Annotated in this window: 17 protein-coding genes and 1 pseudogene; 13 read left to right on the forward strand and 5 right to left on the reverse strand. The window is 52.7% G+C overall.

Translation table 11 applies throughout. The annotated features are described in order from the left end of the window. Positions 1-39: 39 nt before the first annotated feature. The gene (locus NWF35_RS16190) at positions 40-1,980 is read right to left on the reverse strand and encodes a sigma-54-dependent Fis family transcriptional regulator (protein ID WP_301240524.1); all 1,941 of its coding nucleotides are present in this window, start codon (positions 1,978-1,980) and stop codon (positions 40-42) included. Positions 1,981-2,234: 254 nt separating this feature from the next. Between NWF35_RS16190 and adhP the strand changes: the two genes are divergently transcribed. Together adhP and exaC are read left to right on the forward strand one after the other, a co-directional pair. Continuing rightward, positions 2,235-3,245 carry an alcohol dehydrogenase AdhP gene (gene adhP / locus NWF35_RS16195; RefSeq protein WP_301240674.1) on the forward strand — a complete coding sequence of 337 codons (1,011 nt, stop codon included), beginning with the start codon at positions 2,235-2,237 and terminating at the stop codon, positions 3,243-3,245. 98 nt (positions 3,246-3,343) lie between these two features. Then, positions 3,344-4,876, forward strand: a complete 1,533-nt coding sequence (gene exaC / locus NWF35_RS16200; RefSeq protein ID WP_301240525.1) for an acetaldehyde dehydrogenase ExaC — start codon at positions 3,344-3,346, stop codon at positions 4,874-4,876. A gap of 34 nt (positions 4,877-4,910) precedes the next feature. Here the strand turns inward: exaC and NWF35_RS16205 are convergent, their stop codons facing one another. Both NWF35_RS16205 and NWF35_RS16210 read right to left on the reverse strand, forming a co-directional pair. Further along, positions 4,911-5,129, reverse strand: a complete 219-nt coding sequence (locus tag NWF35_RS16205) for a hypothetical protein (protein WP_301240526.1) — start codon at positions 5,127-5,129, stop codon at positions 4,911-4,913. Further along, positions 5,090-5,281, reverse strand: coding sequence for a hypothetical protein (locus NWF35_RS16210; RefSeq protein ID WP_301240527.1), 192 nt, complete (start codon positions 5,279-5,281; stop codon positions 5,090-5,092). Before NWF35_RS16210 ends, NWF35_RS16205 begins: the two co-directional genes overlap by 40 nt. Positions 5,282-5,742: 461 nt before the next feature. Here NWF35_RS16210 and bluB point away from each other — a divergent pair, with 461 nt between their 5' ends. The 7 genes and pseudogenes from bluB to NWF35_RS16245 all read left to right on the forward strand — a co-directional run bounded on the left by bluB (position 5,743) and on the right by NWF35_RS16245 (position 10,430). Beyond that, a complete protein-coding gene (gene bluB / locus NWF35_RS16215; protein ID WP_301240528.1) occupies positions 5,743-6,423 on the forward strand; it encodes a 5,6-dimethylbenzimidazole synthase in 681 nt (226 codons plus the stop codon). A gap of 250 nt (positions 6,424-6,673) precedes the next feature. Beyond that, positions 6,674-7,390 (forward strand): DUF3891 family protein, encoded by a 717-nt coding sequence (locus NWF35_RS16220; RefSeq protein ID WP_301240530.1) that lies wholly within the window; start codon positions 6,674-6,676, stop codon positions 7,388-7,390. Beyond that, positions 7,387-8,073: an HAD family hydrolase gene (locus tag NWF35_RS16225; RefSeq protein WP_301240531.1), complete on the forward strand. Its 687-nt coding sequence runs from the start codon at positions 7,387-7,389 to the stop codon at positions 8,071-8,073. Before NWF35_RS16220 ends, NWF35_RS16225 begins: the two co-directional genes overlap by 4 nt. Beyond that, positions 8,070-8,458 (forward strand): annotated as a pseudogene (locus NWF35_RS16230) (VOC family protein). Before NWF35_RS16225 ends, NWF35_RS16230 begins: the two are co-directional and overlap by 4 nt. 26 nt (positions 8,459-8,484) lie before the next feature. Then, the gene (locus NWF35_RS16235) at positions 8,485-9,309 is read left to right on the forward strand and encodes an inositol monophosphatase family protein (RefSeq protein ID WP_301240533.1); all 825 of its coding nucleotides are present in this window, start codon (positions 8,485-8,487) and stop codon (positions 9,307-9,309) included. Then, the gene (locus tag NWF35_RS16240) at positions 9,293-9,883 is read left to right on the forward strand and encodes a GNAT family N-acetyltransferase (protein WP_301240535.1); all 591 of its coding nucleotides are present in this window, start codon (positions 9,293-9,295) and stop codon (positions 9,881-9,883) included. Before NWF35_RS16235 ends, NWF35_RS16240 begins: the two co-directional genes overlap by 17 nt. 13 nt (positions 9,884-9,896) lie before the next feature. After that, the gene (locus NWF35_RS16245; RefSeq protein ID WP_301240537.1) at positions 9,897-10,430 is read left to right on the forward strand and encodes a GNAT family N-acetyltransferase; all 534 of its coding nucleotides are present in this window, start codon (positions 9,897-9,899) and stop codon (positions 10,428-10,430) included. 99 nt (positions 10,431-10,529) lie between these two features. On the opposite strand, the gene NWF35_RS16250 is transcribed toward NWF35_RS16245, so the two are convergent. Both NWF35_RS16250 and NWF35_RS16255 read right to left on the reverse strand, forming a co-directional pair. Further along, a complete protein-coding gene (locus NWF35_RS16250) occupies positions 10,530-11,468 on the reverse strand; it encodes a DUF6454 family protein (RefSeq protein WP_301240539.1) in 939 nt (312 codons plus the stop codon). Positions 11,469-12,200: 732 nt separating this feature from the next. Continuing rightward, positions 12,201-13,403 (reverse strand): LuxR C-terminal-related transcriptional regulator, encoded by a 1,203-nt coding sequence (locus tag NWF35_RS16255; RefSeq protein ID WP_301240540.1) that lies wholly within the window; start codon positions 13,401-13,403, stop codon positions 12,201-12,203. Positions 13,404-13,685: 282 nt separating this feature from the next. Here NWF35_RS16255 and NWF35_RS16260 point away from each other — a divergent pair, with 282 nt between their 5' ends. The 4 genes from NWF35_RS16260 to NWF35_RS16275 all read left to right on the forward strand — a co-directional run bounded on the left by NWF35_RS16260 (position 13,686) and on the right by NWF35_RS16275 (position 17,086). Beyond that, on the forward strand, positions 13,686-13,874 hold the full coding sequence (locus tag NWF35_RS16260; protein ID WP_301240542.1) for a hypothetical protein: 189 nt from the start codon (positions 13,686-13,688) through the stop codon (positions 13,872-13,874). A gap of 14 nt (positions 13,875-13,888) precedes the next feature. Further along, positions 13,889-14,317 carry an SCP2 sterol-binding domain-containing protein gene (locus tag NWF35_RS16265; RefSeq protein ID WP_301240551.1) on the forward strand — a complete coding sequence of 143 codons (429 nt, stop codon included), beginning with the start codon at positions 13,889-13,891 and terminating at the stop codon, positions 14,315-14,317. Between the two features lie 18 nt (positions 14,318-14,335). Continuing rightward, a complete protein-coding gene (locus tag NWF35_RS16270) occupies positions 14,336-15,241 on the forward strand; it encodes a R2-like ligand-binding oxidase (RefSeq protein ID WP_301240553.1) in 906 nt (301 codons plus the stop codon). 78 nt (positions 15,242-15,319) lie between these two features. Further along, positions 15,320-17,086 carry an ABC1 kinase family protein gene (locus tag NWF35_RS16275; protein WP_301240555.1) on the forward strand — a complete coding sequence of 589 codons (1,767 nt, stop codon included), beginning with the start codon at positions 15,320-15,322 and terminating at the stop codon, positions 17,084-17,086. Positions 17,087-17,122: the final 36 nt, after the last annotated feature.

Genomic DNA, 17,122 nt, shown 5'->3' on the forward strand with positions numbered 1-17,122 from the left:
TTTCGTCTCCCCTTTTAATGGAGAGATGAAAGTGTTCTCTTAATTTCTCAAAACCTCTTTTCTCAGCTTCCGGATTTGGGGATACTGACTCAGCTTTCTGTACAAGGTGGTGCGGCTGATCCCGAGAAGACGGGCCGCTTGCGACAGATTTCCCTCTGTCTTTTCAATCGCCATTTTCAGCGTTTCTACTTCCTGTTGGTTCCAAAGTCCTGATTTGGAATGAACAGAAGGCTGGAATACCTTCTCCCTCGGCAGTGAGATGTCTTGTACCGTAATCGTAGAAGTCCGGCGCAAAAGGCACGCCCGGTACGCCGCTTGACGGAGAACCTGTCGGAGTTCCCGGATGTTGCCCGGCCAACTGTACCCGGCGATTTTCTCGCGGGCGATTTGATCAAGCGAGATGTGGGGCACTCCCAGTTCTTTGGCCATCTCCTCCAGAAAATGCTCCGCCAAATCAAACAGATCTGAGCGCTCCCGGAGTGGTGGCAAAAAGAGCTCAATTTCACAAAGGCGGTAATACAAATCCGCCCGAAACCGGTTTTCCTCCACCTCTTGGGACAATGTCCGGTTGGTGGCGGCGATGATGCGGACATCCACCGGCTTGGAGCGATGGGAACCGATTCTTGTCACCCGTTTCTCCTCTAACACACGCAGTAGAGCAGCTTGAGAGGCTAAGGACAGTTCCCCAATCTCATCCAGAAAGAGGGTTCCCCCGTCCGCCGCCTCAAACTTCCCTTGGTGGCCTTCGTTCTTTGCCCCGGTGAAAGCTCCTTTTTCATAGCCGAACAGCTCCGATTCAATGAGGGATTCCGGGATTGCAGCGCAGTTGACGACCACCAAAGGACCGGAACGGCCGCTTGCCCGGTGGATCGACTGGGCGATTACTTCCTTGCCCGTGCCGGTCTCCCCCTGAATGAGTATGGTAGCATCGGTGGGTGCCACCACCGATGCGAGACGGAACACCTCTTTGGCTTTGGGACAGTTGCAGATGATGTCGCTTTCTCGTGTGAGGCTTTGCTCCTTTACTTCCTGCACATTCACTTTTTGCACATGTTCTTTTCTCTCCAACGGCTTCGGACTTAACACTGTACGTATCACCCGATCCCGTTGATCCCGGACAGGACGTACAATCCACTTTTTGATTTCTTCCCCTCCTGATGAATCCGTTTTCAATTTTGGCTCAACAAAAGACGGACCCTTTGCCGAGAGAATCTCATCGATATCCTTCCGGCTAAACCAGCGGGATAAGTGCTGACCGATGCACTTCTCTGGAGGCAGGCCAAAGATCCTGGACGCATCTTGGTTGATTCGGGTGATCACTCCGTCACGATCAACGGAGAGGAGGGGTTGGCCGTACCAATCAAAAATTGTGTCCGTTTCCTGAATACAAAGGGTCAATTCCCGCTTAGCGCTCTCCAGCAAAAGGTGGGCTTGACACGCTTGGGCGGCCGCGATGACCATCCCCATGGTGTGGGCCTGATGATGACGGACATCTCCACTCACATCTAATACGCCCAGTAATTCCCCTGTTGGAGAATATAGGGGAGCGGCATAGCAGCACAAAAAATGGTTCTCCCGGCAGTAATGCTGTTCGCCGACAACACTGATGGGCTTTTTTTCAATGATAGCTGTTCCGATGGCATTGGTTCCCTTCACTTTTTCATGCCAATTGGCCCCGGCATCCAACCAAACCTTTCTCGCTCGATTGGTAAAAGGAGAGTTCCCCCACGATTTGAGAATATAACCGTCAGCGTCGGAGACGAGAACCATGAATGGGGTGTTTTTCAGTTGCTTATAGAGGTTGTCCAATACGAACGACGATGTGTGAAACAAATCGTGGAGACGATCTTTTCGATCTTCCAATTCCCCGCCTGTCAACAGGTCGTTTTCGACATGGAGCGGATCCACTCCGAATGACTTGCTGCGGTCCCAGGAACTGATCAAGGATATTGTTTCTTCTTTTATTTTAGAAAATTTCATTAATTATTCACCTCCCCATCTTTTTCCCTCTTAAGGTGGAACGGCATCTGACTCTCCTCTGTTCTTATTATAATCCAAATACGTTATTGAACGATGTACCAAATGAAAACAATGTATTGTCACGTGAACATGGTCAATCGTACTGGAATCCTCAAAATCTTGGGTATTTTGTGTTGGCACAATGATTGCTCATATCTTTTGTTGAAAATGCTTTCAATTATTTTTCAAGGGGTGAGTAAAAGATGGCAAAAAAAATGCTCGCGGCGGTGGTACGGAACTTTCATGAACCCATTCGTATCGAAGAGGTGGATATTCCGGAACCGGGAGAGGGTCAGGTTCGCGTGAAAATTGAAACGTCAGGATTATGCCACACCGATATCCATGCGGCTAAAGGGGACTGGCCGATTAAACCGAAACTGCCTTTTATTCCGGGGCACGAAGGAATCGGGATTGTGGAAGCTGTCGGAAAGGGCGTCAAAGGAATCAAGGAAGGGGACCGTGTGGCCCTCCCCTGGCTGGGTTACGCATGCGGAATGTGTGAATACTGCAACTCCGGCTGGGAAACCCTGTGCGAATCCCAGTTGAACACCGGTTACTCCATTGACGGCACCCACGCCGAATACGCCATCGGTTACGCCAAACATATCGCCAAGGTGCCCGACGGTGTCAGCCCGTTGGATGCGGCTCCACTGACCTGTGCTGGAGTGACCACGTACAAGGCGGTGAAAATGTCCGGCGCCCGTCCTTCCGATCTGGTGGCCATCTTCGGCATCGGTGGGTTGGGTCACCTGGCTTTGCAGTATGCCAAAGTGGCAGGTGCGGCGGTGGTGGCTGTGGACTTGTTCGATGAGAAACTGAAGCTGGCCAAGGAGTTGGGAGCGGACTATGTGGTTAACGCCCGTACCCAAGACCCTGTGGAAGAAATCAAGAAGCTGGGCGGGGCGGATGCGGCTATTAGTGTGGCTGTTGCACCCAAGGCTTTTGAACAGGCTTTTTATTCCCTGCGTCGGGGCGGCCGTCTCGTCTTCGTTGCGCTGCCAGCGGACAACCACGTAAAGCTGCCCATTTTTGAGACCGTCCTCAACGGTATCCAGGTCATCGGCTCCATCGTGGGAACCCGTACCGATCTGGAGGAAACGTTCCAATTGCACGCGGCCAGACGGACAAAAGTTGTTTCTGAAACCCGACATCTTCATCAGGTTCATGAAGCCTTTGAAGAAGTGGAAAAAGCACAAGCGAAGGCTCGACTGGTTTTCAAATTGTAAGCAAGAAAAACGGGTTTTCCGTACCCCAATTGTCGATATTTCAAAACCTCAAGTTGATCGTACAACAATAAGACCAATTTAAAATGGAGGAATGAATCATGAGCACGATCCTTGCTGGGTATAAAGCTCCAAACACAGAAGGGAGCCTCGTTCAATACAAGGAGAAATACGACAACTTCATCGGAGGAGAATGGGTTCCCCCCGTGAATGGGGAATACTTTGAATCCATCTCCCCTGTCGACGGAAAACCCTTCACCAGGGTGGCGCGCTCCAGAAAAGAAGACATTGAACTGGCCCTGGATAAAGCCCATGAGGCCAAGGAAAAATGGGGCAACACCTCGGCGACGGAACGGAGCAACATCCTCTTGAAAATCGCAGACCGCATGGAAGAAAACCTGGAAAAGCTGGCCCTCTCCGAAACTTGGGATAACGGCAAGCCCATCCGGGAGACACTGAACGCCGACCTTCCCTTGGCTATCGACCACTTTCGCTATTTCGCCGGGGTCATTCGCGGTGAGGAAGGCAGCGTAGCCGAACTGGATCAAAACACTTTGTCTATGCATATCAAAGAGCCCATCGGCGTGGTCGGGCAGATCATCCCCTGGAACTTCCCCATGCTGATGGCCGCCTGGAAGCTGGCTCCCGCATTGGCTGCCGGTAACTGTGTCGTCTTGAAACCCGCAGAACAGACGCCAGTGACGATTATGCTCTTTGCCGAGCTGATTGCCGATCTCTTGCCGCCCGGTGTGATCAACATCGTTAACGGCTTCGGTCCCGAAGCGGGCGCACCACTGGCTTCCTCTCCCAGAGTGGGCAAAGTGGCCTTCACCGGGGAGACGACCACCGGCCGTTTGATCATGCAGTACGCATCGGAGAACATCACACCTGTCACCTTGGAGTTGGGGGGCAAATCGCCCAACATCTTCACAGAAAGCGTCATGGCTCAAGACGACTCCTTCTTGGATAAGGCTCTTGAAGGGTTTACCATGTTCGCTCTCAACCAAGGGGAGGTTTGCACTTGCCCCTCCAGGGCCATGATTCAGGAATCGATCTACGATGCCTTTATGGAAAAGGCATTAGAACGGGTAGCCAAAATCAAGTTGGGAGACCCCCTCAATCCCGAGACGATGATGGGGGCGCAGGCGTCCCGTGATCAGTTTGAGAAAATCTTGAGCTACATTGAGTTAGGAAAACAAGAGGGTGCCGAGCTTCTGGCCGGTGGCAAGCCCTTTGAAAACCCGCATTATCCCGAAGGGTACTATATCCAACCCACCGTGTTCAAAGGGCACAACAAAATGAGGATCTTCCAGGAGGAGATCTTCGGACCCGTCGTTTCGGTAACCACCTTTAAAGACGAAAACGAGCTCTTGGAGATCGCCAACGATACACTCTACGGCCTCGGAGCCGGCCTGTGGACCCGGGATATGCACCAAGTATACCAAATCGCCCGGAAGATCGAAGCGGGTCGGGTATGGGTCAACTGCTACCACTTGTACCCGGCTCATGCCGCCTTCGGTGGTTATAAACAATCCGGTATCGGCCGAGAAAATCACAAAATGATGCTGGAGTATTACCGGCAAACCAAAAACTTACTGATTTCCTACGACAAAAACCCACGGGGCTTCTTTTAATACACAATCGTCATAGCTAGTCGTTGTATGCTTTTTACCCGCAGAGCAAACGAGCGCTCTGCGGGTTTTTCGTTAAATCCTCTTTTCTTTCCACGTCGGGCAAGTGCCTCCAATAGTAGACCAGTGTTCGCAACCCCTTGTCAAAGTTGTCCAGCAAGAAAAACTCATTGGGAAAGTGAACATTGGCATCGGGCAGGCCGGATCCCATCAGGACTACCGGCACCTGCAACAGCCGGGAGAGTGTTTCCACCACTGGGATGGACCCTCCAGCTCGGATGAAGTGACACCGCATACTGAATGCTGACTCATAGACGGTGGCCGGAAGAATCGTTTGCCGCCTTCTTCATAGTAGCCGCTGACGATGCCGTTGATCTCCAGCGGTGGACGAATCCATACTCGCTCCAACGCGGTGAAACCCTCTTCGCCAAACAGTTCCTTCAATTGAAGGCGGGCTTCCTCGCTTCTTCGTCAAAGGGTAACCAACGCCACTTTTTCCTGCGGTGTCGGAGGGATGACATCCTCGTGACTTGCTCCACACGGCTACCAAGGGTACTCCCTTTGGTCGTCGTGGGCGGCGTGAAAACCCACATCCATCCACGAAGGATTCGTCCAAGCTTAGAAAAATTGTCCGTGTCTCAGATCAGGATACCAAGCAATGCTCGCTTTCATCTGCCCATTGAAATGGCAAGGATTTCGTTCGTTTTTCCAAAACTCGAAGTATCTAAAAAAGAAGGAGTCCCTCGTTCTGTTCGCGAAAAATCGTTCAAGTGAAAACAACAAGAGTAATCCTCATTATTCATGGTGAATGGAAACCGCTATTATAAGCGGAAATCATTCCAATAGCAATGATGAAAGGGGATCCGGTAATGCATCCTTCTTATACTCAGCAAGAAAAGGAAATCATCTACCGTGTGATCAGGGAACGACGCGATATCCGCCACTTTTTGCCCGATCCCGTACCTGAACCGGTGCTGGCACGCATGTTGGAAGCGGCGCATTACGCTCCCTCGGTGGGTTTTATGCAACCGTGGAATTTCATTTTGATCACGTCCAGGGAATTGCGTCAGCAGGTGAAGGCTTCATTTGAACGAGTGAATCAAAACGAATGGGCGAAGTTGACCGACGACGAACGGCAAGCATTATATAGCCGGCTGAAGTTGGAAGGCATCATGGAAGCACCGATCAATCTGGCGATGACATGCGATCACCGGCGGGACGCGCCATTTGTGTTGGGACGTGCTCCCATGCCAGAGACGGATGTATACAGCACCTGTCTGGCCGTGCAGAACCTATGGTTGGCCGCTCGTGCCGAAGGGGTCGGAGTAGGTTGGGTGAGCCTGTTGGAGAAACGGGAAGTGGAAAAACTGCTCGGTTTGCCGGATGGAGTGGAGTTGGTCGCCTATCTGTGCGTGGGATATCCTGTCGAATTCCGATCCAAACCGATGTTGGAGGAGAAGGGTTGGAAATTCCGTATGGATTGGCGACAGCTGGTTTTTGAAAACGGTTGGGGTGATCCGGTTGTCTCCTATTCGCTCACTTCGCCGTGATCGCAATGGCGGTAATACTGTGCGAGTACCTCGTGAAAGGAACTTTCCTCTTTCTATTTCCTATTATTTTTGGAATAATAGAATGCAACATCTTGTCAATACACGGGTGGAAAAATGGTAGTCGACATGAATCATCTTCTGGCCACGTACGTTGATAGAACCGGAAGGGTGTAACTGATCATTCGCCCCGTCAACTTACATCCCCGGAGTGACCAGATATACTGCAGTTCCTGAGAAAGGGGTAACACTGATGATTGTCCGTCGTCAGGGGGAAGCGTTTGTATTGATCCGACAACATGACCATGCGCGGATTTCCGGCTTGATGGCACGGCATTGGCGGAATCGACCTGAACCGTACCCATCCGTTGTTTATGCAATTGAATACCACGATGTAGGCTGGCAGACGCTGGATCACACGATCCATTGGAACGAAACCGCAGATGCTCCGTATTCGTTCGAAAATTTTCCGCTGGAACCCAAACTGGTTACGTATCGGGAAGGAATCGACCGGGTAGAAAAGAGAGATAGGTATGCTGCTTGTTTGTGCAGTATGCATTACGCTTCCTTTTTTGTCGACAGCGATGAACCGCAGGCCCTGGCTTTCAGGGAACGGGAGCTCGAACGCCAGAAGGCGTTGATGCGTCATTTTTCGGATGAAGACCGGAGCCGACTGAAGCAAAACCTGCACCTGCTGCAAGTGTGTGATAATCTTTCACTGTTTCTCTGTTTTAACCAAACGGGAGAGAATACCCATCCATGGTATCGGGACGGCGTCAAGTTGGGACCTTCCCATTATCATCCTGTTTGGGAGAGTTCCCATGTATTGCGGTTGGAACCCAATCCCTTTGATCGCTCATTCGTCGCGGAAATCCCGTACCAAGTAGTGGGCAGGGACCGGAGACCGCTGAGTAAAGGAAGCCTCCGGATTAAGATCCGCGGGGAAGAGAGAAGAGGAGTGGGGACATGATTCGCGCATTGGTGTTTGATTTTGACGGGACCATTTTGGATACGGAAACACCGGCCTATCTCACCTTGAAGGAAATCTATCAGGAGTATGGTGTTGAGCTGCCGCTGGACGAGTGGTGCAAGTGCATCGGAACACGAGGGGGTGAATTTGACCCGCTCGGTTACTTGGAATCGTGTGTTGGCCGCCCGCTGGACAAGAAAGCCATCCATCAAAGATGGCGGGCGCGACATCAGAAGATGGTCGAGCAACAGCGCCCCCTTCCCGGAGTGGAGCGTCTTTTACAGGAGGCAAAAGCAAAAGGATTGAAGGTGGGGCTGGCATCCAGTTCCGACCGGGAAGTGATCCTGCACCGCCTGACGATGTTGGACCTGCTGTCCCATTTTGATTGTGTATGTACAGCCGACGATGTGGAATATGTCAAACCCGATCCCGCTTTGTACCTGCTGGCGATATCCCGACTGGGCGTCAGGCCGGAAGAAGCGGTGGCAGTGGAAGATTCACCTAACGGGGCGTTGGCGGCCAAACGGGCGGGATTGCGTTGTTTGGTGGTACCCAATCCGATGACGGCGGGACTCAATCTTGGGGAGTATGAATTGCGATTGGATTCGTTGGAGGAGCTGACCGTAGACAGTTTGCTGGACGGCAGTGCATTCTCCGTTTCCGTGAAAGGGGAGCGAAGATGAAGCTGACCGGTTTCAACCATGTGACGATTCGGGTAAGGGATTTGCAACGTTCCTTGGCATTTTACCGGGATGTCTTGGGGATGAAGCTGGTTCATCTCGGTCGGACCGACGCCTATCTGGACGGGGGCGGTGCCTGGGTGTGTCTGGTGGAGAAAGCCAATCTGATGCCTCAGAGAAAACGGCAGGAGTGGATCACGTGGCGTTTTCGATTGCCGAATCGGATTTCGACGAAGCCGTTCAACAGTTAAAGCAGAACGGCGTGACCATCGTACGCGGCCCCGTTCTTCGCGGGCAAGGGTGGACCGTCAATTTCCTCGATCCCGACGGAACGCAATTGGAACTGCATACGGGCAATCTGGCGAAGCGGATGGAAGTGTGGAAGTAGAACGACGCGATCGGGGAGGATGGAGCATGACCACCCTGTTGGAGACAGCTAAAGCCGTTGCGGTGAAAGCGGCGATAGAGGCGGGGCGAATTGCCAAAAACGCTTTTCAACAGGATTTTCACGTTTATGAGAAGGGGGATCACGGTGATGTCGTGACAGAAGTGGACATTAGGGCGGAGCGGGCAATCGTGAATACCATTCGGCGACATTTTCCCGATCATGTCATCCATAGTGAAGAGATGGGCACCTCCGATGGCCAATCGGAATGGATATGGCAGATCGATCCGTTGGACGGAACCAATAACTTCGTTATCGGTCTGCCGTTGTACGGCGTGTCGATCACGTTGTGCCGCCACGAACGGCCGGTACTCGGTGTGATTGTGGACAGTCATCAGGAACGGGTGTACATCGCCGAGCGTGATCGTGGTGCCGTATGCGGTTCCCAACCGTTACGGGTGCGAAAGCGTGTGGACGATCCGAAGCAGATGACGGTGGGTTGGATCCAAGGCTACCATGTCGGACAGGAGGCAGGCGCGGTTCGATTGCGGCAAATGCTGGAGAACAGGGTGAAACGCACCCTGCGTCTGTGGGCTCCCACGTTGGTATGGGCGATGCTGGCACGAAGCGACCTGGATGCTGTTTTCGTTTATGACTCGGAAGGGGAAGATTTGAACGCAGGACTGCTGTTGTCCCGGGAAGCGGGAGCCGCCGTGGTGGAGTTTTCTGGAAGGGAGTGGGATGGGATGCCGGGACAACGCTGTGTTTTGGCCTGTCACCCCGAACACGCGGACCTCTTCTTATCTTGGCTGAAAGAAGTCGAGGAGGAAAATACCGATGCGTTTGGCCGTTGACGGAACCGGGGTGGAACTGCGATGGTTGGATAAAAGCGACGCCGAGGCACTTTTTCAGTTGGTGGTTGCCAACCGGGAGCATCTCTTGCCGTGGTTGGCGTTTGCCAAAACCACCCGCCAGGTGGAGGATACAATGCGTTTTTTGGAAGAAGTTCAAGAGCGGCATGAACAAGGTCTAGGTATGCATTTCGGCATCTGGATGGGGGAGGAATTGATCGGCACGCTCGGCGCAATCCCCGACCGTTACGGTTACGGCAGTTACGAGATCGGTTACTGGATCGCGAAAGCGTATGAAGGAAAGGGGATCGTGACACGCTGTGTCATCCGGTTGTTGGATCATCTCTTCGAGGAGAAGCAGGTCCATCGGGCCGAGATTCGTTGTCACGCGGACAATGCTCGTAGTCGCGCCATTCCTGATCGCTTGGGATTCCGGTTGGAAGGATGTTTGAAACAGGCTTCCCGCACATCCGACAGGGAATACGGCGATCAGCTCATATTCGGTTTGCTGCGGACGGAATGGGCGGCCGCCCGGGCTCACGCTACGGCGTCGGCCGGATCGGAATTGTCTGGGTGAAAGGAGCATCGGCATGATCACACTCCAACCCTTTACCAAAGAAGATTATGCCCAATTAATGGAGTGGGTTGATAACCCTGCGTTTCTCCTGCAATGGGGCGGGCCACGTTTCACTTTCCCGCTGGATGAGCGGCAACTGGACGATTACCTGTCGTGGGAAAGTCCGGGCCGGCAAGTGTGGAAAGCGGTGGATCCAACGAGTGGCCGAACGGTGGGACATATCGAATTGGGCAACATCGACCCTCGAAATCGAATCGGTACGATCGCCCGTGTCATGATTAGCCCTGACGCCCGTGGCAAAGGCTGGGGCGAACAGATGGTGCGGGAAGCGGTTCGATACGGCTTTGAAACGCTGCACCTGCACCGGATTGAACTGCGCGTTTTTGATTTCAACAATGCAGCCATCCGATGTTACGAGAAAGTAGGATTTCAAAAAGAGGGATTGTTACGCGAATGCAGGCGGTTCGGGGATGAATACTGGAGTTTGTGGGTCATGAGCCTGTTGCGGCCGGAGTGGTTGAAGCAAAAACAAGAGGAAGGAGAATGAAAAACACCTGCGACAGGTGGCCGATCGTACAAAGGGACTTCACATCAAAAAGGAGCCACGATATGCATGTGGCTCCCTTTCTTTTGGTTCCCCTTCACGTTAGTTCGCTTCATACACCAGCAAGGATGCGTGATCGTCATCCGGTACAGCATAAAGCCGCAACCCTTGGTCAGTATTCTCCAGATACACCGGGTTACGAGTAATAACATGTCCTTGCGGCGAAAATTCGGTTACCGGTACTTCGTGGAGGATATCCAGCGTGTTCGTGTCAAGCAAGGCCAATCCGCCCAACTCATAGGGGTTGGAATTGTTTGTTGCAGGGTTGGGCAGCTCCGAAATACCGCTACAGACAATTTTTCCTTGGCCCACACCCTCACAATCCTGGTAATCGACGAAGTGGCTGGGATTGTTTTCTACACGCAGTTGTTTCCCTTGTTCATTCCACAGATAGAACTTCCGAGAACCCCAACTGACACCGATCAGTTTTCCGTTTCGAACGTCGTGGACCAGCCCGCCGATATGGTCATTAACCCGGAACACTTCCTCTGCCTTCATCGTCTTGGGATCTACTTTGTAGATAATAGAATGGCTATTGGGACGGTATTCGGCCACAGGCACCCAAATGTATTTGCCGTCATATGCGATGCCGCCAGGGTGATATATGATTCCCTCACCCAGCTGGATGTCTTTTACGAGTTTCCCTTGTTTGTCAAAGGCAAACAGGTGTCCAACCCCTTTTCCGGGCGTGCGATCATATCCGTCCCGGGGTTGGTCATATTTCACCGGTTTTTCGATGATTTCCACCGAGGACATGTAATACAGGTCCCCAATTCGCGTCATTCCTTGTGGGTGATAGACATTGAATGGGAGATCGATCTTTTCTATTTGCTGCCACTTGGTGCTGCGGGAAAGTTGTTGGAATTTGTCCGGCAATAGGGCATCTTTCGTTTCAGCATGATCCGGTTGAGCCATGGTGACAGCCGTGAATACGGTGCCGATCAAAAATATGACAGTGACAATGAATACGATTTTTCGCATCATCACCCCTCCTCGGTTTCCACCTAGCATCCATTAACCAGTTACATCTTAACTGTCTGGAAGAAGAGAAAAAAGGCTTTCAACAGTACTTTAAAGGAAGATTTAATCGGGATTTACAGAATTTCGTCCATTAAACAGGATGAATCGTGGAATGAAAAATAGTGCTCCTGAATCCCTTCAATAATTTCTATTGGTATTACCCTGTAAAGTTGAGTATCAGTGTACAGCGGGAATTTTCATACAATAATGATATTCCATTTAATCTAATTATTTAATGCAATAGGGAATAGTCGCTTCCAACCGCATCATGTTTTCCGTCTATTAGGAATATTACGACTCATTCTTGCGCCATTTGTGATTTGGTGTATGGCCGATGGGCAGGTACGATAGCTAACGCACAGTCCGACGGTGGCCCGTTCTCTTACCGGAGAGCAAATCCCTTCCGATGAGGTGATGAAGGGAAACAAACCCACAGCGCACGATAGGTACGCCGTGGGAGACTGGTCCGTCATGACAAACAGACATTGTCATGATCCCGGTTTGTCAACACCCACGGCCTCCCATTCTCCTGAATGGAGACCTTTGTTTGCATGTCCCGTATTCATTCCCTTCAGTCCGATGGAATCCGACGTGGATCGGAGTTACGAAACGGGTCTGCCGAGTGGGACGACGGATGCAGCTTTTTCCGGTTCCTTGGGCCGGGAGGCTTGTATGACTCTTCAACCTAGAAGTTCACCGGATCCACTGCTTCCGCAGGGCGATGGCCACCGCTTCGGTCCGGTTTTTGGCCTCCAGCTTCTTTAAGATGGTGTTGGCGTACTCGGCGACGGTGTGTTCGCTGATATACAGTTCGGCAGCGATAGATTTGGTGCTGTGGCCATCGGCAATCAGCTGCAGGATTTCCCGTTCCCGGTTACTGAGGACGGAAGGGGTGTGGAAGCGGGGTGGACGGGACGGGTTTAACTGAGCTTCCAGGGCCTTGGACGTCCGCTTCATCAATGCGTGGACGGTTTCCATCATCTGGTGTTCCGGCCGGAAGGGTTGCCCGTTCTGGTCGAGGAGTAAGAATCCGAGGGGGAAGGGATCCTTCCCGTACAGGGGGGCCACCACCAGGGACGTGACCCGAAAGTGTTCAATGTGGTGAGATGGGAGGTAATGCTTGACGTTTCGAAAATAGATGGGCTTTTTCTCCTTCAGTACGTATTTCAACCCGGGTATCTTGTAGTCCAGTTCCCGGATGCGCCGAATGTCGTCCAAATCGATGTTGTGAGAATAGATTCCATCCAGGGAACGGGTGATGGGTGTGTACCAAAACAGCGCGGCCCGCGCGAACCCGGCGATACGGCAAACCTCCCGGACGGTATAGGAGAGTATATCTTCCAGCCCGTTCAGGGTGAGCAAGTTTTCATCATATTGGATGATCGCTTCATACAGGCGTATCTGATCTTCTTTAAAAGGGATGGGGTCCCGCTTCGACAATTGTCCTGATTGGTCGGATTCTTCGGACATCGACCCGTGGAGAAACTCTTGTTCCTGTATGGCGGAAAAAGCCAAATTCAGCAGAGATGAATGAATCCAGCAAAAGCCGACATGGATGTCCAAGTCGGGATTTTGCAAGATCAACTCGAGCGTAATCTCCTCCAATGCGCCGATGATGAGGATGATATGACTCAGACGGAGCTTACCCGGATGGGAAGCGATCCGTTCATGAAACTGCCGGGCGCCGGTGACCGGATCGGAAAGGAAACGGTCCAGCCGCTCCAGGAGGAATTGGAATACGTCGTTCACCGCGCGCTTTTCCACCCCGGAGAGCTTGAACGTCGAGAGTTTCACTCTCCAACGGGTCTCGCATTCCGGGTAGCCCTGAACCAACGTGTTCAGAATTTGTCGAACTTCCTTCTGGGTCAGGATTGGGGTGGGTAGGATACTCTCCATGGCAGAACCTTCCTTTTTATTGCGTGATATTGATATATTCGTATTTTGAAATTATTTAGTTTTATTACATTTGTCAAGTTGTCAACCCCCTTGATTATGGGGGTAGTAATCCCCCCATCCAGGGGATGTGGGCCAATTTGGAGCAGTGATATCTTTCAGAATAAAGGGAATCCTTACACAAGTAAAAAAGGAGGCAGAAATGAAAGCGCTTGACGAGGAATGGGTTGAAGCCTGGAAAGAGAAGATCAATCAGAGTGTTCAGTATAGGCAGGCGGCGCTGACGTGGGAATGGCCGCTGTCCTGACGATGGAAAAGGACCCATCCGTCGGCTGGAACGGGGACAAGAGCGTCTATCTGGACCCCTACCGGGGGGAGTGCCACGAAGCGCGGGTTGCCACGAAAGAGGACATCGCCTATATGCCGTGTGGGGATACCGTGTTGAAACCGTGTTCCAAATCGTCGGAAGAGTAAAGGAGTGGGTACGGATGGCATTTGAGGCTTTCACGGACGAATGGGCAAAAGAATGGGCCAAACATTTGAACCGGAACGAAAACTATCGGAAGTTGGCAGCAACCTGGGAATGGCCGCTGGTGCTGCGGGTGGAAAAGGATGAGTCCGTCGGGTTGGAGGAGGATCGTGCCATCTATCTGGATCTGTGGCACGGCCAATGCCGGGAGGCCAGGGCGGCAACGGAAGAAGATCTGGAAAATGCACCGTACATCATCAGCGCCGATCCCTACACATGGAAAATGATCCTCGAGCGGAAACTGGAGCCCATCTCGACACTGATGCGCGGCAGACTGAAGTTGGTCAAAGGCGACCTGTCGACTCTGTCCGGCTATGTGATGGCTGCCAAGTCTCTGCTGGAGGACGCTTTGAAAGTGGATACGGAGATTCCCGAAGCCCTGAAATAAAGAACGGGGGGAAGAAACATGCGCGTGATGCAGAGCACGAGCGAAAAAGGGCTGAATCATTCGCTTCTACCCATGCGGTTGTATCACAAAGCCAAAGTTTTGGGTGTATGGGATCCGAAGGACATCGATTTGACCCAGGACAGGAAAGACTGGAAAACGTTTAACGAAATTGAAAAGGAGATGGCCCTGCGCCTGTGTTCCATGTTTCAGGCGGGAGAGGAAGCGGTCACTCGGGACCTGCTTCCGCTGATCCGCGTTATTTCCATGGAAGGACGCCTCGAGGAAGAGATGTTTTTGACCACATTTCTGTGGGAAGAGGCAAAACACACCGAAGCATTTCGACGCTTCCTCGATGAGGTGGCCGGTGTCACTGGACAGGATTTGTCCGTGTATCACCTCGACAATTACCGGAAGCTGTTTTACGAATACCTGCCGCAAGCCATGGAGCGGTTGATACACGATCCCTCGCCGGAAGCACAGGCGGAGGCGTCCGTCACCTACAACATGATCGTCGAAGGCGTGCTGGCGGAAACGGGATATTATTCCACATTCTGCTCCTACAAACGCTTGGGCCTGATGCCGGGAACAGTCAAGACGTTTGAATACCTGCAGCGGGATGAATCTCGCCACATTGCCTACGGTGTTTATCTCCTCCAGCGTCTCATCATCGAACACGACCATGTGTGGGACGTCGTCCGAAAGCGGATGGAGTTTCTCCTGCCGACGGCGATCGGCGTGGTCAACGAGTTGATCGGTCAGGTGGAGGTTCTCCCCTTCGGTTTGGACAAGGACGAAATGATTCAGTACGCCATGAAACAATTCGATATCCGGATGAGCTTGTTGGAGCGGGCCCATGGAAAGTCGGTGGAGGAGCTTTCCGACCTGAGTGAAGAAACCTTAAAAACAGTAAAGGAAGTTTTTTAAGGGAATAGCTATGGATCATTACGTCAAGGGAGGCGGTGTGGGGATAGGATACCCGTTCTCCAAGGAGGGATTAAAGCGGTGGTATCTCCGGTCCTTGAGGATTCCGAAGAGAAGACGGTTGTGAAGGGAGAAACGTTCACCGCGGAGGAAAAGGAAAAGATCTGGCAAGAGATCCGGGGCATGCGGAATTCGATCACGAAAGGCGGACGCTTTCGCTCCATCGCGAAGGTTCTAGCCAAACACGGGCTTCTTTATTTGTTGTCGGATCGGAAGATGTTCCGGTGGTTTCCGGGGAAACTGGTCTCACCGGAAGAAGACCGGGAATTGCATCAGATCGGTCGTCGCCTGCGCCTCGCCTTTGAGGAGCTGGGTCCCACCTTCATCAAGCTGGGGCAGGTGCTGGTCACCCGACAGGAATTGATCCCCGAACCGATCACGGCAGAACTGGTGAAATTGCTGGACGAGATTCCCCCGATGCCGTTTCGGTATATCGCCGTCGTACTGGACGATGAGCTGCCCGATGGATTGGAGACCTTTGAATGGATCGACCCGGAACCTATCGGATCCGCTTCACTGGCCCAGGTGTACCGAGCTCGGCTGAAGGACGGGCGCATGTGTGCGGTCAAAGTGGTTCGACCCAATGTTGAAAAACTGTTTCAGACAGACATCGACGTCATCAGGAAATGGGTCCGTCGGTTGCACAAGCTGCTTCCGCCGCCGCTGGCGGCGGTCGTCGATCTGCCGGGGTTGGTCGACGACTATTACAGCAGCTCGATGAACGAGTTGGATATGCGCGTCGAGGCGCGCAACATGGAGGAACACGGACGGATTGGAGAGGAATTTGAAACGATCGGTGTTCCCGAGGTTTACCATGCGTTCCGCTCGGTCCTGATCATGGAGTATGTGGAAGGATGGAACCTCAAGGAGTTTCCGGTCGACTTCTTCACCTTTGAAGAACGCTTTGAGCGGATGATGGATCTGGCCCATTACTACATCAAGACCTTTTCCGAGGGATATTACCACGCCGATCCTCACGGTTCCAATCTCATGGTGGATCGCCGCACAAAAAAAGTGATCGGCATTGACTGGGGCATGGTGGGCCGGATGGACTCTCTCCACACGGAAGCGATCTTCCGCATGCTGCTCCATATTCGATTAAATCAGGCGGAAGACGCCGCGGAAGCAGCGCTGGACGTCTTCCAACCGACGCCGTATACGGACCCTGTCCGCCTCAAGGATCAGCTTCGTTCCGTCTTCATCCGGTATGTCAACAGCGAACAGGCCAGCAAGTACAACTGGGGAAACTTGTTGATCCAGGCCATCACCGTTGCCATGCGTAACTATTGCCGGATTCCCAACGGTCTGGCCCTGTGGGCTAAGGGATTTTCGGCGGCTGAGGGAACAGCGCGATGGCTTTGTCCCGAGATCAGTTACCATCTGGCGGTGGAGTCGGCCGACGTGCAGATTCTGCGCCGATGGCTGGCCCGCCGGTTCAACTACCGGGCCAACGCAAGCTTGGTCGTGGAGGGCGCCAAACTGGTCGCCACGTTGCCCCGGCGACTGAACAAAATCCTGGAAAAACTGGCCTGGAATGATCTGAAGTGGGTGGTGGTGAACCGGTTGGACGACGATTCCGTCCGTGAGGTGAACAGGATGATCAATCGGATCACCCTGGGGATGATGACCGGTGGTCTGTTCGTGGGCAGTTCCCTGCTTCTCGCCTTCGGCGGGGAGCAGGTGCTGGTCGTTCCGTCCATCCGCTGGCTGGCGACCGGCATGCTGTGGGGCTCGGCGATCACTGCCCTTTATGTTGTTTGGAGGGTGGTCCGATCCAACAGAGCTTGACCCGGGTGCTGGTGGACACAACGGGAATGGAGGGAT

Origin of the sequence: Polycladomyces subterraneus, from assembly GCF_030433435.1 — a bacterium.
GTDB lineage: Bacteria > Bacillota > Bacilli > Thermoactinomycetales > JIR-001 > Polycladomyces > Polycladomyces subterraneus.